This is a genomic window from Photorhabdus namnaonensis, from assembly GCF_001684335.1.
GTDB lineage: Bacteria > Pseudomonadota > Gammaproteobacteria > Enterobacterales > Enterobacteriaceae > Photorhabdus > Photorhabdus namnaonensis.
Genome location: NZ_LOIC01000036.1, coordinates 1 through 20,685 on the forward strand (window position 1 = coordinate 1; position 20,685 = coordinate 20,685).

The following is a 20,685-nucleotide window of genomic DNA, read 5'->3' on the forward strand; positions in this document are numbered from 1 at the left end:
CTGGACCCGGGCCTCCGATTCGCCGGGCAACTTTTTGATGAGGAAAGTGGTTTATTTTATAATCGGTTCCGCTATTATTTGCCGGAAGCAGCGTGCTACCTCAGTCCCGATCCAACTGGCCTCTGGGGCGGTGAGAATACCTATGCATATGTGACAAATCCCGCTGGATGGGTTGACCCTCTGGGACTTAGTAGATGTTCTGCCGGAGCTGCTACTGGTAATGGAAAGAGCATTACTAACAAGTGGTTGAAGGGCTCTCATGGTAATGCAGGATTGTTTCCTGCTTCTATTGCTGAGAAAATGAAAGGAAAAACGTTTAAGTCGTTTGATGATTTTAGAGAAACCTTTTGGAAAGAAGTTGCTAAAGATCCTCATTTATCACAAGAGTTCAGCAAATCTAATATTACTAGAATGTTAGATAGCAAGGCACCTATTTCTCATAACACCCAATGGAATGGGAAAAATAGATCTTATGTTCTTCACCATCGAACACCAATTCAGCATGGAGGAGGCGTATACGATATGGATAATATATTAATAGTTACACCTAAATACCATTTGGATGTTCTTGATCGGTCATATCATTTTTGAGGTTCAATATGATGTCTAGAAATGAACTCGTTGAATTAATAAGGAAGATCCAACGAAGTGAAGGCACAGAGGAGGAAGCGGATAAGAATATTGATTTATTGTGTAATAGTGTATTAGATCCAATGGCTTCAAATTATATATTTTATGATGACCTAAGTGCCGAAGAAATTGTAGATAAAATATTATCTTATAAACCTATATCTCTTTAATCATAACCACCCGCATAGCGGGTGGTTTGCTCTAGCCCTATAAGGGCATATTACCGACTGCGCCTAAATGACGCCCTTTCGTAAACGTCCGGTCATCTCACCTTGTTCTTCCTCTCCGGCCCATGCACGCTACTGCTTCCTTATCTTCACCTGGAGACTGACACCATGAGCCGTAGCCGATATACCCCGGAACAAAAACAGCAACATGTGACCCAATGGCGCCACAGTGACCTGACTCGAAAACAGTATTGCGAACAGCATCAGCTGAGTTTTTCCTCTTTCCGCGACTGGATTGCCGACAGTAACAACATCCCCCAACCTCTCAGCCAGACACTACCCGCCATCTTGCCGGTTTCACTCCAGCCTGACGACGCGCGCACCGTCACCCTGCATACCCCAGACGGGTATGCCATCGCCTGTCCATTAACACTGTTGCCTGACGTGATGCGGGTATTGGCCCGATGCTGAAACTGCAACAGCTCTTTCTGGTGCGAGAGCCCGTCGACATGCGTCGGGGCATTGATGCCCTGACTCAACACCTCGAGGGACTGAATTTGCGCTGGCAGGACGAAGCCGCTTTTGTTTTCTGCAACAAGGCCCGCTCCCGTCTCAAGGTGTTGCGCTGGGACCGACACGGTGTCTGGCTCTGTACCCGCCGTCTGCATGCCGATACCGATATCGCGGTGCTGGAGACCCAGCTTTCACGCCTGCATCTCCCGGAAGCTCCCCCGGCGGTCTGCCCCAAACGACAGCCTTATACCGACGACTTTACCCTGTGAAGATATCTGGTTGGCGCTGGAGATGGAGCCTTACTTTTATTACCAGAGAACCGTTGATATTTTTTCTATCTCCGCCCCGGAGACAGTTATGCTTATTTACTCTAGACGTGATACCTGACGGCTTCCACAAAAGCCATAAAAGCCGGTGAAGCTTGTCGCCGGTTGGGATAATAAAGATGAAATCCCTGAAAATATGGACACCAGTCTGCTAAGACTTCCTTTAATTTCCCGTCGGCAATGTAGGGTTTAGCTAAATATTCAGGAACATAAGCCAGTCCTATACCATCCAGTGCGCTATTCAGAAGATGAATAGTACTATTTGAGGTAAATTGCCCATTGACCCGAATATTCAGCTTTCTGCCATCTTTCTCAAATTCCCACACGTAAATACCGCCAACAACTGAATAACGGGCATTAATACAACAATGGTTTGTCAGATCATGAGGAGATTGCGGAATTGGATACTGCTCAAAATAGGCGGGTGTCCCAACTACGGAGAGGCGCCAATCCGGACCAAGACGTACTGCTATCATATCTTTACTGATAGCTTCGCCAAGCCGGATTCCTGCATCAAACCGCTCACTGACAATATTCGTGAAACCGTAATCGATATTGACCTCCACGTTGATGTCAGGATATCGGGCAAGAAACCTGGCAAGCATGGGCCTCAGGATCATCTGTACCGCATCGTCTGAGCAAGTGATCCGAATTGTACCCGCAGGTTTATCCCGAAGTTCACCCAATCTTTCAATTTCAGCGTTAATCTGTTCAAAAAGAGGACTAATAGAATGTAATAATCTTTCCCCTGCTTCTGTCGGTGCGACATTACGTGTTGTGCGGGTTAATAAACGTACTCCAAGTCTTTCCTCCAGAGCTTTAATGGTGTGGCTGAGGGCTGATGGCGTGACGCCCATTCTTGCCGCAGCCTTTGTAAAGCTTCGCTCCTCTGCCACTAACAAAAATGCTTGCAGATCATCCATCCTGAAACCTCAATTGTTGAATTTTTCTCACAAGAGCATGCTAATTATAGCGTCTAATCAAAGAAACACTATGCAATTAAGATCTACATGAGTTTGATTATCGCCATAGTTGTTTGGGATGCATAAAGCACGTCATTCCGTTCTGCTATCAAATGAATGCCGGAGAAAAATGAAAACTGTTGATATTGATGTAAGACCATACACGCATTCAACACAGCCACCTGCATGGGGAGCGGTCTTTTCGATGGCTCTCTGTGTTGTTGTATTGATTGCGTCAGAATTTATGCCCGTCAGCTTGCTAAGTCCAATCGCACAGGACTTGCAGATGAGCCAGGGGCAGGTGGGTCAGGCTATTTCAGTTTCAGGCTTTTTTGCCGTGCCGACCAGCCTGCTGAATACTCCCCTGACAGGTAAGTTCGACCGGAAAAAAGTGCTGCTGAGTTTCACGCTGCTTCTGACAATATCCGGGGTGATTGTGACACTGGCCGCTAATAACGTGGAGTTCATGGTCGGACGGGCTTTATTGGGCATCGCCATTGGTGGTTTCTGGTCAATGGCGACGGCGACTGTGATGAGGCTGCTTCCACCTGATTCTGTTGCGAAAGGGCTGGCTCTGATAAACGGTGGCAATGCGCTGGCAGCGACCATTGCAGCTCCGTTAGGCAGCTTTTGGGGACAGTATATTGGCTGGCGAGGCGCCTTTTTTATGGTAATCCCACTTGCCATACTGGCGTTTGCCTGGCAATGGCGGGGGATTCCTGTGATGGAAGCCAGTAAAAAAAATGAAGTAGTCAATCCATTCAGGTTGTTGAAGAGAGCGCAGGTTGCTCTGGGTATGGCTGGCATCATGTTGTTATTCATGGGGCAGTTCGCTGTTTTTACCTATCTGCGGCCGTTTCTGGAAACGATTACTGGCATCAGTGTGACTGAATTATCCCTCACGTTCCTTCTGTTGGGTGCTAGCGGTCTGGTTGGAACATATTTCATCGGATTGTTATTAAAAAAACGGTTGTTTGCCTACCTGATTGCTATCCCTCTCGCGATGGCAGTGGTTGCGGTAGTCCTTACCATTTTCGGAAATTTTGGCATAGCGGTTGCGGCGTTACTGGCAACTTGGGGATTAGTCGCCACGCCAGCACCGGTTGCTTGGGGACTCTGGTTGAGCCGCGCACTGCCGGATGATGCGGAAGTTGGTGGTGGCCTGATGGTCGCGACTATTCAGCTAGCTATTACGTTGGGAGCCAGCTCCGGCGGAGCAATGTTTGATGTCATGGGTTGGAAAAGTCTCTTCGTCTTTGGCGCGGTATTACTGTCGTTATCTGCCATTTTTACCTGGGCTGCACAGCGTTCAGCCCATCCAGACGTTATTGCTTATGGGTAAGCATGGACAATAGCAGAGAAAAACGTACTGACTTTTATATTTCATTAAAGGCAAATATATGAACATGAAAAAGATAGTTTCAGCAATAGCTTTGAGTACGATGTTATCAACATCGGCAGTAGCATCTGCCGCGGATACGCTGGCTTGGGATAAAACATTTGCGCAAAGTGACAAGGTAATCCACCAGAAGGTGTCGCTCATTTGTTGACAGAAATCGCATTGGTGTCATTGGTATCTGCGGGAGCGGAGGGTTTGCACTCAGTGCTGCGGCTGTCGATCCTCGGATGAAGGCCATAGTGACTATCAGTATGTATGATATGGGCCGGGATCGCCGTCAGGGATTGGGGGACACAATGACCAAAGAGGATAGGATCAAAGCACTTGAAGACATTGCCCAGCAACGCTACGTCGAATTTGAAGGTGGGCAGAAACGCTATGTTATCGGGACTCCGGAAGAAATTACCGCCGAGTCACCCGCTGTAGCTCGCTAGTTCTATGATTACTACCGGACGCCGAGGGGACACCATCCTCGTTCAACAACAGCAATGTCTCTGACCAGCAACCCGGCATTAATGAATTTCTTTCCGTTCTCTCAAATAGAGGCAATCTCGCCCCGTCCGATTCTGTTCATTGCGGGTGAGAAAGCTAATTCCCGTTACTTCAGCGAGGATGCTTACAAATTGGCGGCTGAGCCTAAGGAACTTTACATTGTTTCCGACGCATTGCATGTGGACTTATATGATCGGACGAAATTCATTCCATTTGACAAGATTACATCATTTTTCACTCACAACTTGAAATAAGATAATAACAAACTAAAGGCGCCTTTAGTTCCAGGCCGCTGATAAATCGCGTTTAAAATAGCGAGGTTCGTCAGCGGCCTGAATACCCTTTTTATAACAGGCATCAACAATGTGGAGCATATCAGCCGTATTGCGCCTAGAGGAGGCTACTGTCTGCTTTGCCCGGTTTTAATATGGCTCAGAGCTGAATGATGATGCTCCGTTAAAACCTAAGGTATTAAGGAAGTTAATGCGCGGTATATCCACCATCAACGGGGTGGTAACTACCGGTAATGAAAGACGCATCCTGAGATAGCAGGAAGCAAGCTAGTGCAGCGACTTCATCTGGTGTTCCGAGGCGGCTGACAGGATGAAGCTTGGTAGCTTCTTGGACTACATTGGTGTCGAGCCTGGATAGCAATGATGTGTCGATGCAGCCGGGCCCGACGGCGTTAATCCGGATCCCTTGTTTTGCATACTCCAGCGCGGCAGTCTTTGTCATGCCTAGCAACGCATGCCCGGCGGCTACGTATGCAATCAAGTTGGCGAAACCAACACTACTTATGGCCGAGGCTATGTTAACAATTGCACCACCGCCAGAAGCCAGCATCGCGGGGATCTCGTACTTCATTGAGTACAGGACACCGTGCATGTTGGTGTTGATGACCTGATGCCAGTCATCTAACGGATAGTCCGCGGTCGGATGGAGCGGGCCGGTTATCCCTGCGTTGTTGACTGCCAGATGTAGTGCCCCAAAGGTTTTTACTGTTTGGGCCACTAAGCGCTCTACCGCAGACGCTTGGGTAACGTCGAGCTGAATGGCGATAGCATTATCAAGGTCATTGGCAAGGGCTTGAGCCGCGTTGCCGTCGATATCGGCCACGACAACTTTTGCACCGTTTGCCGCTAGTCTGCGGCAGATTGCAGCACCAATACCCATTGCACCGCCGGTAACGATTGCTACCTTATTATTAAAATTTAAAGTCATATATTTTACTCCTGTAAGTGAATGATACAAACTAATTAGTTTTAGTTTGCGTTGGTTTTTTTCTATATTGTCTTAATATAACGTCTAATAAATCTTTTCTCAACTTAGCCCTATATTTTTCGGGATTTGGTATATTGGATGATTTTGTGAGTATTGAATAAGTTGTATTTTTAATTAATATCACGTCAATTTTCTAGAATATATTGTTTGTTTTTTGGATAGTGATCAAAATAAAATTTTTTATAATTAAATTTAATTTTTATTTGTTTAATCTTATTTTGTATTTTTTTAATAATTTTGTTTGGTATTAATTAGGGTGGAATAAAGTATAATCTGATTTAGTATTCATGTATAATAAATGCAGATAACAATTTCGCTTTTAATGATGAAATTCAGTGTATGATAATAAAAATTGCAGAAAATGAAAGGAAATTATTTAAGAAATAAAGACTAAAATGAAATATCTTATCTAGAATAACAAATTGATAGTTAAAATAAGACACCGTATGGTCAATTTGTTATAAACAATCTAAGTACATTGCGATCTAAAAAGCTGATACGGACAAAGCGATAATAATCTCCTCTTTAGGCTTATTACGGCTAAAGGAGGCTACTGTCTGCTTTGCCCAGTTTTAATATGATTCGAAGCTGAATGATGATGCTCCGTTAAACCCTAAGATATTAAGGAAGTTAATGCGCGGTGTATCCACCATCAACGAGGTGGTAACTACCGGTAATGAAAGACGCATCCTGAGATAATAAGAAGCAAACTAGTGCAGCGACTTCATCTGGTGTTCCGCGGCGGCCGATAGGATGATCATTGATCATCTCTTGGACTACATTGGTGTCGAGCCTAGATAACATTGGCGTGTCGGTGCAAGCGGGCCCGACGGCGTTAATCCGGATCCCTTGTTTTACATACTCCAGCGCGGCAGTCTTTGTCATGCCTAGCACTGCATGTCCGGCGGCTGCGTATGCAATCAAGTTGACGAGACCAACACTACTTGCGGCCGAGGCCATGTTAACAATCGCACCACCGCCGGAAGCCAGCATCGCGGGGATCTCGTATTTCATCGAATACAGGACACCGTGCATGTTGGTGTTGATGACCTGATGCCAGTCATCCAACGGATAGTCCGCGGTCGGATGGAGCGGGCCGGCTATCGCTGCGTTGTTGACTGCCAGATGTAGCGCCCCAAAGGTCTCTACTGTTTGGGCCACTAAGCGCTCTACCGCAGACGCTTGGGTGACGTCGAGCTGAATGGCGATAGCATTATCAAGGTCATTGGCAAGGGCTTGAGCGGCGTTGCCGTCGATATCGGCCACGACGACTTTTGCACCGTTTGCCGCCAGTCTGCGGCAGATTGCAGCACCAATACCCATTGCACCGCCGGTAACGATTGCCACTTTATTATTAAAATCTAAAGTCATATAATTCTACTCCTGTAAGTGAGTGATACAAACTAATTAGTTTTAGTTTGCGTTGGTTTTTTTCTATATTGTCGTAAAATAACGTCTAATAAATCTTTTTTCAACTTAGTCTTATATTTATTTTGTGATTTGGTATATTGGATTATTTTATGAATATTGAATAAGTTGTATTGTTAATTAATGTTTTGCCAATTTTCTAGAATATATGGTCGGTTTTTTAGGTGGTGACTAAAATAAAATTTTTTATAATTAAATTTAATTTTTTTTATTTAAACTTATTTAATGTTTTTTTAATTATTTTGTTTGGTGTTAATTAGGGTGGAATAAAATATAATCTGATTTAGTATTCATGTATAATAAATACAGATAGCGGTTCCGCTTTTAATGATGAAATTCAGGGTATGCTAATGAAAATTGCAGAAAATGAAAGGAAGTTATTTAATAAATAAAGACTAAAGTGAAATGTCTTATCTGGAATAACAAATTAATAGTTAAGATAAAACACGTATGGTCAATTTATTACCAACAATCTAAGTATATTTTGTCCTGAAAAATTGATACGGACAAAGCGACAACAATCTCCTCGTCAGGCTTATTACGACTAAAGGAGGTCACTGTCTGCTTCGCCCAGTTTTAATATGGCTCAGAGCTGAATGATGATGCTCCGCTAAAATCTAAGATATAAAGAGATCAACGTGCGGTATATCCACCGTCAACGAGGTGGTAACTACCAGTAATAAAAGACGCATCCTGAGATAGCAGGAAGCAAACTAGTGCAGCGACTTCATCTGGTGTTCCGAGGCGGCCGACAGGATGATGCTTGATAGCTTTTTGGACTACATCGGCGCCGAGCCTGGACATCAATGGTGTGTCGATGTAACCAGGCCCGACAGCGTTGATCCGGATTCCTTGTGTCGCGTATTCTAGCGCGGCGGTCTTTGTCATGCCTAGCAATGCATGCTTGGCTGCTACGTATGCAATCGAGTTGGCGAGACCAACACTACTTGCGGCCGAAGCCATGTTAACAATCGCACCACCGCCAGAAGCTAGCATCGCGGGGATCTCGTATTTCATCGAATACAGGACACTGTGCATGTTGGTGTTGATGACCTGATGCCAATCATCTAACGGATAGTCTACGGTCCGATGGAACGAGCCGGCTATCCCTGCGTTGTTGACTGCCAGGTGTAGTGCCCCAAAGGTCTCTACCGTTTGAGCCACTAAGCGCTCTACCGCAGACGCTTGGGAGACGTCGAGCTGAATAGCGATAGCATTATCAAGGTCATTGGCAAGAACCTGAGCTGCGTTGCCGTCAAGATCGGCTATGACAACTTTTGCGCCGTTTGCAGCCAGTCTGCGGCAGACCGCGGCACCAATACCCATTGCACCGCCAGTAACGATTGCTACCTTACCGCTAAAATCTGAAGCCATATTCTACTCCTATAAATGATATGGAATAAGTCATGTTTTGGAAGATGAATTGATCCCATTGTTCAAAGTTTGATCTTAAACGAACTCGTGTTGTCACGTTCCAGCATGAGAAATCAAGGGGCTGGAATACCCTTTAGTGGAATTGGCAGTAAATAGATTTTTTTTATTTTTCGTTATAGAACATCTGGAAATGCAATATTTTTAATAGTTGGTCAGATTAGTTTTAGTTTTTATTGATATCTTTCTATTTACATTAACGATATTACCTTATTTTCTGTAAAATAATGCTTAATAAATTATTTTTCAACTTAATCTTGTGTTTTTTTATAATTTGGCATGTTGGATGATTTTGTAAATATTGAATAAGTCGCATTTTGGATTAATGTTGCATCTGTTTTTTAGAATAGATCTCTAATTTTATTGGTGTTTTTCAAAATAAAATTTTTTATAATTAAATATAAAATTTTTAGTTTATATGTCAAAACACTTAATATTTTTAAATAATCTCGGTTGGATATTAGTATAAAGAAAATAAAATATAAAGTGATTTGACATTCACACATAATAAATGCAGATAACAATTCTACTTTTAATGATAGAATTCAGCGTCCGCTAATGATAATTTCAGAAAATTAAATGAGAACGCTTAAATGATAAATTGATAGCAAAGATTATATCTATTATTTCAGCTGTACGTTAATACTATATATTAACGCCTTAGCGAGCCAGAAAAGTAGTCACTTTAAGCTCTGAATAGAGAGTTGGTGATCAGTTGTGATGGAAAAGTTTCATAATGCTAATATGTTAAGAAGTAATGAATTTTTTTGCGTCGGTATGATCATTCGGTATAAATTGTATTTCGGTTTTTTCTGGATAAAAATAAGATTGAGGAAAGTGATAATCTCTATTGAATAGTTTTCACTTGAAAAGGCTTTACCTGTTTCTCTAATCTAAGTAAATCATTGAGGTAGGGTACAATAAAGTCAATTTGTGAAAAATAATCTCAATAGGCAGGGGTATTATTGTTGTCTGAAATTTAAGAGCATTTGGATATAGTCAATTTTCTTAACTGGATAGTTAATTCTACATTAAATTATTGTCAGATTATTCACTTCTTTTGTTGTTTTGGGTTATCGGTTTACTCTGGTTTTTAAAAGTTAAATTACGTCAAATTTTATTTTACATTTAAGTAAATAAATTCCTAGCGTTATTAATGAATAATTATTTATTTATTCTTTTCATCTATATGTAGCAGATTTCATTTATGCACAATTTATTCGCTTTTTATTCACTAAAAGTGCATAAATTGTGCATAAAAATACTTTTTGGAATTTTGAACGAGATCAAAAAGTATTTTTTTTGTGTATAACTTGTGTTGACTTTGTTAAAGGCGGGCAACAGTATCTCTCTAGTGGCTGTGCAGCTATTTTTGGGAATAGTCATGGGATTAATAAGAATAATATTAAAAAGATCCTGTAATTCTATTATTTTTAAGGATTTTTAGGTTTCAGTTTGGTAAACCTTTTCCTCGGCATACATTAATAAGTTGTGTAAGTGTGAGACGAAAAATGATGCGGGGTATATTACTTTCTTTCGTCCGTGTACTCTCTATTTTAAGGGGAAATGATCTATGTTAGAAAATATTCAGAGAAGTTGGTTTGATCACTATATGGTTCCTTGTTTCTCTCCTGCCAGGTTCATACCTGTTCGGGCCAAAGGTTCGAAAGTATGGGATCAGGATGGTAAGGAATATATCGATTTTGCAGGTGGAATTGCCGTTAATTCATTAGGGCATGCACATCCTGAATTAAAGGATGAGTTAATTTCTCAAATTGAGAAAATGTGGCATATAGGTAATGGTTACACCAATGAACCTGTCCTGAAATTAGCAAAAAAACTCGTGGAAAATACTTTTGCTGATAAAGCATTTTTCTGTAATTCAGGAGCGGAAGCTAACGAGGCAGCATTAAAGTTAGCCAGAAAATATGCCTCTGATAAATATGGGAAAAATAAGAGTGAGATTATTTCATTTAAAGATTCTTTTCATGGGAGAACATTATTTACCGTTACAGTAGGCGGGCAGCCAAAATATTCACAAGATTATGCCCCCCTGCCGCAAGGAATTACCCATCTTCCTTATAATGATTTATCGGCAATTAGAGAACACATTTCTGAAAATACCTGTGCGGTTATTGTCGAGCCTATTATCGGTGAGGCCGGTGTTGTTCCCGCAGATCCTGCGTTCTTGCAGGAATTACGTACTTTGTGTGATCGTTTTCAGGCGTTGCTTATTTTTGATGAAGTTCAAACTGGGGTAGGTCGTACAGGGTATCTTTATGCTTATCAGGAATATGGTATTGAGCCTGATATTCTTACCAGTGCTAAAGGTCTCGGCGGAGGCTTTCCTATCGGCGCCATGTTAACAAAACAACATATTGCAGCGGTTTTTCAACCAGGAACGCATGGTACTACGTTTGGCGGTAATCCTTTGGCGGCAGCAGTTGCCAATAAGGTGTTTTCCATTGTTAATCAGCCAGAACTGCTCACCGGCGTTTTGCAACGTCATGATTACTTCATGGATAAATTGTCGAAACTGAATCAGCGTTGCCGAATATTCAGTTGTTTGCGCGGTAAGGGGCTGCTTTTAGGCGCTGAATTGGATAAGGCTTGGCAGGGTAAGGCGAAGCAATTAACTAATTTGGCCGCAGAGGAGGGGTTAATGGCCTTAATCGCGGGTCCAGATGTATTGCGCTTTGCGCCGGCATTAAATATCGACTTGGCTGATATCGATGAAGGTCTGGCTCGTCTTGAAAGCGCCATCATGCGGTTTGTCGGTTAATAGTAAGGTTTATAGGTTAATAGTAAGTTGAAGGTGACGTTATGATGCTTTTCCGAGCTGTCCGGCATAGTGACTTAAATGGGGTTCAGTCTTTATCTCAACGCGCTGGTATAGGTTTGACATCTTTTCCCAATAACCTGGAGCAGCTGCGCGCACGTATTGCGCGTAGCGTTGATACTTTTGATGGAAAACTGTCCAGGGCTCAACAGGGATTCCTTTTTGTGCTGGAAGATACGGGCGTGAATCGGGTGGCGGGTGTCAGTGCCATCGAAGTGGCGGTTGGGCTGGAGGAGCCGTTTTATAACTTTCGGGTACAAAAAACCGTTCGCTCATCACGTGAATTGGGGATTTATAAATCTATTGAAGCGTTAACTTTGGAGCAAGATCAGACCGGTAACAGTGAATTATGTACCTTGTTTCTAGATCCAGAATATCAGAAGGGGAAAAATGGAACATTTCTCTCCAAAGCTCGTTTTCTTTTTATCGCCGCATTTAGGGATATTTTTTCTAAAATTATATTCGCTGAAATGCGGGGAGTTGCAGATGAGCAAGGAAATTCCCCTTTCTGGAATTCATTGGGACAACATTTTTTTGGTATTCCTTTTTCTCAGGCAGATTACTTAACCGGTATTGGATCGAAAACCTTTATTGCAGAGCTAATGCCCCTTCACCCTATTTATATATCCTTATTATCGGCTGAGGCTCAGAAGGTGATTGGGCAGGTCCATGAGAAAACTGTACCTGCCCGGGCTATTCTTGAAAAAGAAGGTCTTTCCTATCAAGGCCATATCGATATTTTTGATGGCGGCGCTTTATTACAGGCCGAGATTGACCGGCTACGTGCGGTAAAAGAGAGTCGTCTCGTTCCTGTTAGTAAAGCAGCATCAGTGACCAGAGATGATGGTGTTTCTTGCATCGTTGCCAATCAGCAGTTTAGTGAATTCCGAGCGCTTTTATTAAATGTGGCGTGTGACAGTAATGAACTGTTTTTAACAACCGCTGAGATGGATGCACTTCAAGTAAGCGATGGGGAGCAGGTTCGACTGGTTAGTCTCTTTCCAAAGGAAAATTAAACATGAATTATAAAGCACATTACATTGGGGGAAGATGGATTGAGGGGCAGGGTGAGTCAATAACTAAATTTTCCCCAATAGATCAACAGATTCTGTGGCAAGCTAACAGCGCTGATGCTTCTCAGGTCAGAGCCGCTTGTCATGCTGCCCGCGAGGCGTTTTATGTCTGGTCGCATTTGCCCGCCAGTGAGCGGATTAAAGTCGTTCAGACGTTTGCGGCTTTACTGAATGAGGAGAAAGAGACGCTCGCTCGTGTTATCTGTCAGGAAACCAGTAAACCGTTATGGGAAACGCGGACTGAAATACAATCTATGATAGGTAAAGCGGCGATTTCTATCGAAGCGTGGGAACAGCGTACCGGTGAATCAGAAACGATTATGCCAGATGGCCGTGCCTTACTGCGTCACCGTCCTCACGGTGTGATGGCGGTTTTTGGTCCGTATAACTTTCCCGGACATTTGCCTAATGGTCATATTATTCCTGCGCTTATTGCGGGTAATACGCTGGTGTTTAAACCGAGTGAATTGACGCCGATGACCGCGGAAGAGACGGTAAAACTATGGGAAAAAGCGGGTTTGCCCGCCGGTGTGCTCAATCTGGTTCAGGGAGCGCGCAGTACCGGGACTGCATTACTGGAGGATAAGCAGATTGATGGCGTGCTGTTTACGGGGAGCGCCAATACTGGCTTTCACTTTCACCGCGTGCTTGGCGGTCAGCCGGAGAAGATGTTGGCGCTTGAAATGGGGGGAAATAATGCATTGATCGTCGATGGTTGCGACGATATTGATGCCGCGGTTTACACCATTGTGCAATCAGCATTTATCTCAGCCGGTCAACGTTGTACTTGTGCTCGCAGATTGTTGGTGAAAAATGGCGTGCACGGAGACGCGGTGATTAAGCGTCTGGTGGAGGTGACAGAGCGGATCGTGCCATCCCATTGGGATGCTCAACCTCAACCGTTCATCGGTGGCGTCATTTCTCTACAGGCTGTGCAAAATCTATTGGAAGCTCAAGATCGGTTGCAAAAACTGGGAGGCATCTCTTTGGTTTCACTGGAGCAATGTCAGCCGCAATCAACGTTTCTGACCCCCGGAATTATTGATGTTAGCCAAATCACTGATGTTCCTGATGAAGAGTATTTCGGGCCGCTACTCATGCTTATGCGTTATGACACATTTGATGAAGCGTTGGCAATCGCTAACAACACCCGATTCGGGCTGGCGACCGGTTTAATTTCGCCGGATGCCGCCTTGTTCCAACACTTGTCAGAAGATGCCAGAGCGGGCATTGTGAACTGGAATAAGCCGTTAACCGGGGCTTCCAGTAAAGCGCCTTTCGGCGGCATTGGCGCGTCAGGAAACTACCGACCTAGTGCTTATTATGCGGCTGATTACTGTGCCTGGCCGATGGCATCTCTGGTTGCCGACGAACTTACTTTTCCTGAGACGCTTGCGCCGGGGATCTGCTTCCCTGATTAACCGTTTAACGGAATAGGTTTCAATTTATACAATTTTTTCAGAGGGATTTATGGCTGGTTTTGAAGCAAATTTTGATGGATTGGTCGGCCTGACCCATCATTATGCGGGGCTTTCTGTGGGTAATAAGGCTTCGATTAATAATAAGGATAGCGTATCTAACCCGTGTAAAGCCGCGCTGCAAGGTGTGATGAAAATGAAAGCGCTGGCTGATGCGGGGTTTATTCAGGGAGTGCTTCCGCCGCAACAACGCCCTAATATCCCTGCCTTACGTAATTTAGGTTTTGTCGGCAGTGATGAGCAGATACTTCATAAAGCGGCTAAATATTCTCCGGTGTTATTATCAAAACTGAGTTCTGCTTCATCAATGTGGACAGCAAATGCGGCAACCGTGTCGCCTTCGGCGGATAGCGCTGATCAGCGAGTTCATTTCACGGTGGCAAATTTGAATAACAAATTGCACCGTTCGCTGGAGGTAGAAACGACAGCCGCCGCGTTAAAAGCCACGTTTGCTGATCAAAATTATTTTGTCCATCACCAGGCTCTTCCACAACATGAAGATTTTGGTGATGAAGGGGCGGCAAACCATAATCGCCTTGGCGGCGATTATGATACGCCCGGCGTACAGGTGTTTGTTTATGGCCGTAGCGCGTTTCGCGGCGGCCCGGTGCCTAAACATTATCCGGCGCGGCAAACATTGGAAGCCAGTGAAGCAATTGCCCGACTGCATCAGCTTAATCCGGCGCAAACCGTTTTTGTCCAGCAAAATCCGGTCGCCATTGACAGTGGTGTTTTCCATAACGATGTGATTGCGGTAAGCAACCGAAATGTCCTTTTTCATCATCAACATGCTTATCTTCATCAATCTCAGGCGCTGGCCGAAATTAAGCAGAAACTGTCGGTGTTGGGACAGGATTTTGTCTCAATTGAGGTGCCGTCTGAGCGAGTAAGCATTAAAGAGGCCGTTAATTCCTATCTTTTTAATAGTCAATTGTTGAGCAAAACTGACGGAAAGATGATGATCGTTGTTCCTGAAGAGTGCCGTCAAAACGCTGTTGTTTGGAGCTATTTACAGTCGCTGATTGCGCAATCCTCTTCACCGATTAATGAAGTTTGTGTTTTTGATCTGCGGGAAAGCATGCGCAATGGCGGCGGACCGGCTTGTTTGCGTCTGAGGGTGGTACTAAACGATGCTGAATTTCGTGCTGTCAATCCCGCAACATTGTTGAATACGCCGCTTTACGATCGCCTGACCAAATGGATAGCGCGCCATTATCGTGACGAATTATGTGCCGGTGATTTGGTTGATCCTCAGTTACTTCGTGAAGTTTATACCGCTCTGGATGAGTTAACGCAGATCCTGAATTTAGGATCAATCTATGAATTTCAGCGCTAAATTGGAGCAGATATGGATCTGTTAACATTATTGCTTGAAAAAAAACTTGCCGACCACCTGACATTTCCAGAGACAATGAATGTGCATTGGTTGGCAGAAGGGGTATTGCAGCTGATTCCCCATGAGGGAGAAAATCGGTCTCTGGTGATTTCTGCCGGTATTCACGGTAATGAAACCGCGCCCATTGAAATATTGATTCAGTTACTTGCACAGTTGGCGGATGGTACGTTAACACTAAAAAATAAATTGTTGATTATCTTCGGTAATTTGCCTGCGATACGGGCGAATCGACGTTATTTACAGCATGATTTGAATCGCATGTTTGGTGGTCGTTATCTGGATTTTCCGCAGGGAGATGAGCGATCACGCGCGGCTGAACTTGAAGATGTCGTGAGTCGTTTTTTTGCTGAACCTTCGGTGTCGTCGACAAATATTCGCTGGCATATTGATCTGCATACCGCTATCCGCGCTTCTCACCACGAACAATTCGCCTTGTTGCCTGTCAAGAGCTGTCCCTTTTCTGCTGAATTTATGCAATGGTTGCATGATAGCGATATTGATGCACTGGTTTACCATCGTGAGAAAGCCGGGACTTTCAGCCATTTCTTGAGTGAAAAGTTTGGGGCGGATAGCTGTACGATGGAAATGGGTAAAGCAATGCCTTTTGGGGAAAATGATTTAACCAAATTCCAAAAAATTACCGATGCTCTTTATAATTTAATTTCTTTATCACCAATAATTGCACGTATTAAATCTGAGTTGAAACATTATCAGGTAATTGACTCTATTATTAAGAGTGATAATAGTTTTCAGCTTCATATACCCACGGATACTTTGAATTTTACTGAATTGCCAGAAGGATTTGAAATCGCCAGCCAACATGATCGTCATTGGAAAGTTAAATTTCCGGCGAAGTTTATTTTATTTCCTAATGCTGAGGTCGCTAATGGATTAAGGGCGGGATTGTTACTTGCGTTAAATGAAAAAATAATTAAATAAGATATTACTCTATTTTCTTCCTGAAGCCGTGGTAACTTCTTCTTTGGGAAGATTTGGCAGTCAACTGATTCTTTAACGACGGACGGGTATTATCATGATAAAAAACAATAAAACTCAACAAAACCTTTCGGCAGAGAAATTTGCTGATACACAAACGCTTCATAGAGGGCTGAGTGCGCGTCATATTCAATTGATTTCCATTGGTGGCGCTATTGGCACAGGTTTATTTATGGGATCAGGAAAAACCATTGCCGTATCGGGTACATCAATCATTATTACCTATGCGATTGTTGGTTTTTTTGTCTATATGGTCATGCGGGCAATGGGGGAATTGCTCCTGACGAAATTGAATTATCGCTCTTTTGCCGATTTCGTTTCCGATTATTTAGGTACCAAAGCCAGTTTTTTTCTCGGCTGGACTTATTGGATGAGTTGGATTGTTTCTTGTATTGCTGATGTTGTTGTATGCGGCGGCTACATTCAATATTGGTTTCCCGGCGTTTCTCTTTGGGTGCCCGCATTTATAACGCTAGGTTTACTGGGTACTTGTAATCTTCTTTCTGTCCGCTTATTTGGCGAAGCTGAATTCTGGTTCGCCATGATTAAAGTCATTGCGATTTTAGCGCTGATTATTATTGGTGTTGGTATGGTGATGGTAGGTTGGCAATCACCGGATGGTATGATCGCCTCGGTGAATAATTTAACTGATCCATCGGTATTTCTGCCAAATGGTATTTTTGGTTTTTTTGCCGGTTTTCAAATAGCGATTTTTTCTTTTACCGGTGTTGAGTTAGTTGGCACGATGACGGCAGAAACCAAAGATCCGGAAAAGATATTGCCGAAAGCCATTAATAATATCCCGATAAGAATTATTATTTTCTATATTTTCTCCATGTTAAGCATCATTGCTGTCACTTCCTGGGGGCGAATTTCAGCGGAAGTTAGCCCTTTTGTGACGCTATTTGCCTTGGCTGGTTTGCCTGCCGCCGCCGCAGTGGTTAATTTTGTTGTGTTAACGTCGGCAATGTCCTCTGCTAATAGTGGATTATATGCTTGTACACGTATGCTTTATGGCTTATCAACAGAAAAAAATGCCCACCGGAAATTTAAAATTCTTTCCCGCAATACCGCAATTCCTGTACATAGCCTGATGTTTTCTTGTTTCTGTATGGTGATTGGTACGTCGCTTTTATTTATCATACCGAATGTCATGCAGTTGTTTACTATTGTATCCACTGTTGCTTCGATTATGGTGATTTATAGCTGGTGTGTGATTTTGATTGCCTATTTGGTTTATCGTAAGAATTGCCCTGATGTGCATAAACGTTCAATATTTAAGATGCCTTTGGGGATGTTAATGACTTGGATAACCCTGACCTTTTTCATCTTTACCATAGTGGTAATGGTTTTTGACCCGGATACACTGGTTGCACTTTGTGTCACGCCTTTATGGTTTATTTTGTTAAGTATTTTATGGCGTGTAAAAAAGAGAAATGAGGCACAGGAAGAACAACGTTATCAGATATCAAAAGAGAGTTTTCGTTCATAGACAGGAATGAAGAAATAATGGATTGAAACAGATAGAAAAATGGCTTCAATGGTGATCTCATATTAGCCGAAACGGCTCATTTGATTGTACGATATTCAACGGATATCAAACAATTACCTCAGGTGATAATCAAATCTTTTGCGGGCAGGGGCCTGCCTTTGCAGATATTTTAGTCAAAGTTGCGTTATTTCTTTTGACCTATTTCCAATTGAGACTTTGTTAAGTCCATTAGTTTTCACCTGCTAAGTATTTAGTCCCTTCAATGCCAAATAGGCTTCCATGCTACCTGTATTATTAGTCGAATCTAGCATTGGATATTCATGACCTCGGTGCTTTTATTAAATTTTAAATTAAATTTATTGATGATTTATTTTGTTTTTCGTCAAATTTTTTAATTCATTTTGAATCGTTGACCGTTTTAGTTAATGCCTCTGGTTTCTCTACATAAGGATATACAACATTAATCTTGGCTATTAGTGTATATTAAATAGTACAGGGCATGGATTTAATAATTAATATTATTAATTGTTGTATGATAGATTATATGTAAATATATTATCTATTATCAGTCGATAATTGATAATTGTTGTGTGGGAGGATGTTCATAGTGAGTGAAATTCAGCAATCCACCAGGAAAATTGAAATGGGTTATACGGTTTCCATAACTATAATACAGCCTTTAAATTTCTAATAAAATCAATAATATAAATATAGGCACATATGCAGCAAATTAATATCTCAAACAGCCACCGTTTGGTTCAATCCGAGGCTGAGCTACTCGGCCTTATTCTCGCCGAAGTAACTAATACTCCACATCCAGATCTCGTCATTATGGCGGGGCATTTTATGCTTTTTCTTGACGAAGAACGGGGATGCCTCGTACCGGGGGTTATTGAAGAAAATAGTTCGCCCATGCGAGAAAAAATTGAACGACGCGTAGGAATCTTTCCAGGATATACTTGGGAACTTGGTGTTCGAATCGCAGAGCAGCTTGATCCCCAATTCGAAGCGATTAAATTTCTGTTGCTTATCAACGATTGGCAATATGTTTCGCGCGATAATGGGCCTGCATCCGAATTAAGGCGTGTCTTCTACGAGCAATTCTCCGCGCTTCCGGCCTCATACCAATCTGTCTTGGAGCGCGGCGGGCGATTCTCTGAACAAAACATACTTGCAAGCCGCAAGCACCCTATTGCCTACCCGGAGACTTGGCTGAAATATCGGTTCCAGAAAAGCGCCGATAAGTTGGTCAAAGCGGGGCTTTTAAATCGTCGTGTTCTCGACAATGGTCCTGATGCTGGAACCGAAATTTCTCTTGTGGATGAAAACGGCGACTATCGGCCTCTCATTACCTGTGGTGTTACCGGATGTGCGGGAGAGATCACGGAGATGATCTCTGAGGTCTACAACGCGCAACATCGTCTTCTGGTTATTTTTGCCCCCGGCGAATGTTTTCAACCGGTCAAAACAGGGGTAAGTACCGCGCTCTCTCTGTATGGGCTTTCGGGTATGAAGGTGATTGTTGCAGATCCCGGTGGAAGCGGAGAGATGCGGCAGCAAGAGATCTACTCGAAGCTTGTTAACGTTGCTGTTTTCACTTCCTGATAGGCAGTCGCTATGAATGTCAATGAAAACACGACTGGCGCAATCTATCTGGATCATTGCGCCACGACACCATGCTTTCCAGAGGTCGTCGACATCATGCGATTCTATATGGAGCATGAATTCGGCAACGCTTCTTCCGCTCATGTGATGGGGCGTCGTGCCCGGCATGCGATTGAGAACGCTACCCAACAAGTTGCGTCTCTCATCGGCGCCCGCCCGGAAGAGATCGTCTTCACATCAGGCGCTACAGAAGCCAACAACATCGCTCTTTTTTCGAGTTTTGCCCACAACGAATGCGCTCCTGCGGGAGCGCTGCTTTGCCCCATCGACCACAAATCTGTGTTGCTCGTCGGCAAAGAGTTGGCTCGTCGGGGGCTTGATGTCGAGTATCTGCCGGTTGCCGCCAATGGTCGGGTAAAACCGGAAGATGTCATGACTAGACTGACCGCCGACACCCGTATCGTCAGCGTCACTCATGTGAATTCTGAGCTAGGCACCGTTCAGCCGGTGGATGAAATCGCTGCAATCACGCGTCGGTCAGGCACTTGGATACATGTGGATGCTGTCCAGTCTGTCGGCAAAATTCCCATGAACGTCAAGAAAACCGGAATTGATATGCTTTCGTTTTCTGCCCACAAAATGCGGGGACCGAAAGGGATTGGGGCGCTCTTCGTCGATGCGCGTATTGCGGCACGTTTGAGGCCCTTTATCTATGGCGGCGGTCAGAATCATTTGCGTAGCGGCACTTTGCCAACGCCGTTGATTGTCGGGTTTGGCCTTGCGTGCCAGGTAGTTCAGTCGACCCTCATGCAACGTCAGGCAAAAGTCACCGCATTGAGAGACTATTTCATCACTCGTCTGCATCAAAGAGTGCCGAATGCAGTGTTAAATACTGATCTCGCTTGCAGTTCCCCATATGTGGTGAATGTTCAGTTCAAAGGTATCGCTTCGGAGGCATTGATATCCGGGTTGCATCAGGTGGCTATATCGTCAGGTTCAGCCTGCAACTCCGCGGAACTACAACCTTCGCATGTGCTCACAGGCATCGGCTTAAGCTCGTCTCAGGCCAATGCGTCGGTTCGGTTCTGTTTTGATCCGGATCTCGATAATGCGATACTGGATACCGCAATTGAACACCTTGTCTTCCGATTAAATTCTATTCGCTAGGAGCATTATC

18 protein-coding genes are annotated in these 20,685 nt (G+C 43.6%); 14 read left to right on the top strand and 4 right to left on the bottom strand.

The genetic code is table 11. The features are described from left to right. The 4 genes from Phpb_RS07245 to tnpB all read left to right on the top strand — a co-directional run. Positions 1-591: RHS repeat-associated core domain-containing protein (locus Phpb_RS07245; protein WP_276204251.1), on the top strand; the 591-nt coding region annotated here is incomplete at its 5' end. An 11-nt stretch (positions 592-602) separates the two neighbouring features. Further along, positions 603-800: a bacteriocin immunity protein gene (locus Phpb_RS07250; RefSeq protein ID WP_065389777.1), complete on the top strand. Its 198-nt coding sequence runs from the start codon at positions 603-605 to the stop codon at positions 798-800. 165 nt (positions 801-965) lie between these two features. Beyond that, positions 966-1,268 carry an IS66 family insertion sequence element accessory protein TnpA gene (gene tnpA, locus Phpb_RS07255; RefSeq protein ID WP_065389778.1) on the top strand — a complete coding sequence of 101 codons (303 nt, stop codon included), beginning with the start codon at positions 966-968 and terminating at the stop codon, positions 1,266-1,268. Further along, complete coding sequence (gene tnpB / locus Phpb_RS26635) at positions 1,262-1,579, top strand: IS66 family insertion sequence element accessory protein TnpB (protein WP_240492437.1); 318 nt, start codon at positions 1,262-1,264, stop codon at positions 1,577-1,579. The genes tnpA and tnpB overlap by 7 nt, the downstream gene beginning before the upstream one ends. 101 nt (positions 1,580-1,680) lie before the next feature. Here tnpB and Phpb_RS07265 read toward each other — a convergent pair whose 3' ends face one another. Further along, positions 1,681-2,559: a LysR family transcriptional regulator gene (locus Phpb_RS07265; protein ID WP_065389779.1), complete on the bottom strand. Its 879-nt coding sequence runs from the start codon at positions 2,557-2,559 to the stop codon at positions 1,681-1,683. Between the two features lie 169 nt (positions 2,560-2,728). Between Phpb_RS07265 and Phpb_RS07270 the strand changes: the two genes are divergently transcribed. After that, positions 2,729-3,940: an MFS transporter gene (locus tag Phpb_RS07270; RefSeq protein WP_065389780.1), complete on the top strand. Its 1,212-nt coding sequence runs from the start codon at positions 2,729-2,731 to the stop codon at positions 3,938-3,940. A 296-nt stretch (positions 3,941-4,236) separates the two neighbouring features. Next, on the top strand, positions 4,237-4,431 hold the full coding sequence (locus Phpb_RS26285) for a hypothetical protein (protein ID WP_205634748.1): 195 nt from the start codon (positions 4,237-4,239) through the stop codon (positions 4,429-4,431). 538 nt (positions 4,432-4,969) lie between these two features. On the opposite strand, the gene Phpb_RS07280 is transcribed toward Phpb_RS26285, so the two are convergent. From Phpb_RS07280 to Phpb_RS07290, 3 genes are all read right to left on the bottom strand, one after another. Continuing rightward, positions 4,970-5,710 carry an SDR family NAD(P)-dependent oxidoreductase gene (locus tag Phpb_RS07280; protein ID WP_065389781.1) on the bottom strand — a complete coding sequence of 247 codons (741 nt, stop codon included), beginning with the start codon at positions 5,708-5,710 and terminating at the stop codon, positions 4,970-4,972. Positions 5,711-6,400: 690 nt separating this feature from the next. Continuing rightward, positions 6,401-7,141 (bottom strand): SDR family NAD(P)-dependent oxidoreductase, encoded by a 741-nt coding sequence (locus tag Phpb_RS07285; protein WP_065389782.1) that lies wholly within the window; start codon positions 7,139-7,141, stop codon positions 6,401-6,403. 690 nt (positions 7,142-7,831) lie between these two features. Beyond that, positions 7,832-8,572, bottom strand: coding sequence for an SDR family NAD(P)-dependent oxidoreductase (locus Phpb_RS07290; RefSeq protein WP_065389783.1), 741 nt, complete (start codon positions 8,570-8,572; stop codon positions 7,832-7,834). Positions 8,573-10,202: 1,630 nt separating this feature from the next. Between Phpb_RS07290 and Phpb_RS07295 the strand changes: the two genes are divergently transcribed. The 8 genes from Phpb_RS07295 (at position 10,203) to Phpb_RS07330 (ending at position 20,675) form a co-directional block, all read left to right on the top strand. Beyond that, the gene (locus Phpb_RS07295; protein WP_065389784.1) at positions 10,203-11,411 is read left to right on the top strand and encodes an aspartate aminotransferase family protein; all 1,209 of its coding nucleotides are present in this window, start codon (positions 10,203-10,205) and stop codon (positions 11,409-11,411) included. Between the two features lie 44 nt (positions 11,412-11,455). Then, positions 11,456-12,484 carry an arginine N-succinyltransferase gene (gene astA, locus Phpb_RS07300; protein ID WP_240492443.1) on the top strand — a complete coding sequence of 343 codons (1,029 nt, stop codon included), beginning with the start codon at positions 11,456-11,458 and terminating at the stop codon, positions 12,482-12,484. Positions 12,485-12,486: 2 nt separating this feature from the next. Further along, positions 12,487-13,962 carry a succinylglutamate-semialdehyde dehydrogenase gene (gene astD, locus Phpb_RS07305; RefSeq protein ID WP_065389786.1) on the top strand — a complete coding sequence of 492 codons (1,476 nt, stop codon included), beginning with the start codon at positions 12,487-12,489 and terminating at the stop codon, positions 13,960-13,962. Between the two features lie 49 nt (positions 13,963-14,011). Further along, positions 14,012-15,355: an N-succinylarginine dihydrolase gene (gene astB / locus Phpb_RS07310; protein ID WP_065389787.1), complete on the top strand. Its 1,344-nt coding sequence runs from the start codon at positions 14,012-14,014 to the stop codon at positions 15,353-15,355. Between the two features lie 12 nt (positions 15,356-15,367). Further along, a complete protein-coding gene (gene astE / locus Phpb_RS07315) occupies positions 15,368-16,354 on the top strand; it encodes a succinylglutamate desuccinylase (protein WP_065389788.1) in 987 nt (328 codons plus the stop codon). Positions 16,355-16,448: 94 nt separating this feature from the next. Continuing rightward, positions 16,449-17,903, top strand: coding sequence for an amino acid permease (locus Phpb_RS07320; RefSeq protein WP_065389789.1), 1,455 nt, complete (start codon positions 16,449-16,451; stop codon positions 17,901-17,903). Positions 17,904-18,623: 720 nt separating this feature from the next. Further along, positions 18,624-19,508, top strand: a complete 885-nt coding sequence (locus tag Phpb_RS07325; protein WP_065389790.1) for an LPD16 domain-containing protein — start codon at positions 18,624-18,626, stop codon at positions 19,506-19,508. 96 nt (positions 19,509-19,604) lie between these two features. Further along, the gene (locus Phpb_RS07330) at positions 19,605-20,675 is read left to right on the top strand and encodes a cysteine desulfurase family protein (protein WP_240492445.1); all 1,071 of its coding nucleotides are present in this window, start codon (positions 19,605-19,607) and stop codon (positions 20,673-20,675) included. Positions 20,676-20,685 lie beyond the last annotated feature (10 nt).

Bases quoted from the DNA above. Each gene is read 5' to 3' on its own strand.
- Phpb_RS07250 (WP_065389777.1), top strand. From the start codon at position 603: ATGTCTAGAAATGAACTCGTTGAATTAATAAGGAAGATCCAACGAAGT.
- tnpA (WP_065389778.1), top strand. From the start codon at position 966: ATGAGCCGTAGCCGATATACCCCGGAACAAAAACAGCAACATGTGACC.
- tnpB (WP_240492437.1), top strand. From the start codon at position 1,262: ATGCTGAAACTGCAACAGCTCTTTCTGGTGCGAGAGCCCGTCGACATG.
- Phpb_RS07265 (WP_065389779.1), bottom strand. From the start codon at position 2,559: ATGGATGATCTGCAAGCATTTTTGTTAGTGGCAGAGGAGCGAAGCTTT.
- Phpb_RS07270 (WP_065389780.1), top strand. From the start codon at position 2,729: ATGAAAACTGTTGATATTGATGTAAGACCATACACGCATTCAACACAG.
- Phpb_RS07280 (WP_065389781.1), bottom strand. From the start codon at position 5,710: ATGACTTTAAATTTTAATAATAAGGTAGCAATCGTTACCGGCGGTGCA.
- Phpb_RS07285 (WP_065389782.1), bottom strand. From the start codon at position 7,141: ATGACTTTAGATTTTAATAATAAAGTGGCAATCGTTACCGGCGGTGCA.
- Phpb_RS07290 (WP_065389783.1), bottom strand. From the start codon at position 8,572: ATGGCTTCAGATTTTAGCGGTAAGGTAGCAATCGTTACTGGCGGTGCA.
- Phpb_RS07295 (WP_065389784.1), top strand. From the start codon at position 10,203: ATGTTAGAAAATATTCAGAGAAGTTGGTTTGATCACTATATGGTTCCT.
- astA (WP_240492443.1), top strand. From the start codon at position 11,456: ATGCTTTTCCGAGCTGTCCGGCATAGTGACTTAAATGGGGTTCAGTCT.
- astD (WP_065389786.1), top strand. From the start codon at position 12,487: ATGAATTATAAAGCACATTACATTGGGGGAAGATGGATTGAGGGGCAG.
- astB (WP_065389787.1), top strand. From the start codon at position 14,012: ATGGCTGGTTTTGAAGCAAATTTTGATGGATTGGTCGGCCTGACCCAT.
- astE (WP_065389788.1), top strand. From the start codon at position 15,368: ATGGATCTGTTAACATTATTGCTTGAAAAAAAACTTGCCGACCACCTG.
- Phpb_RS07320 (WP_065389789.1), top strand. From the start codon at position 16,449: ATGATAAAAAACAATAAAACTCAACAAAACCTTTCGGCAGAGAAATTT.
- Phpb_RS07325 (WP_065389790.1), top strand. From the start codon at position 18,624: ATGCAGCAAATTAATATCTCAAACAGCCACCGTTTGGTTCAATCCGAG.
- Phpb_RS07330 (WP_240492445.1), top strand. From the start codon at position 19,605: ATGCGATTCTATATGGAGCATGAATTCGGCAACGCTTCTTCCGCTCAT.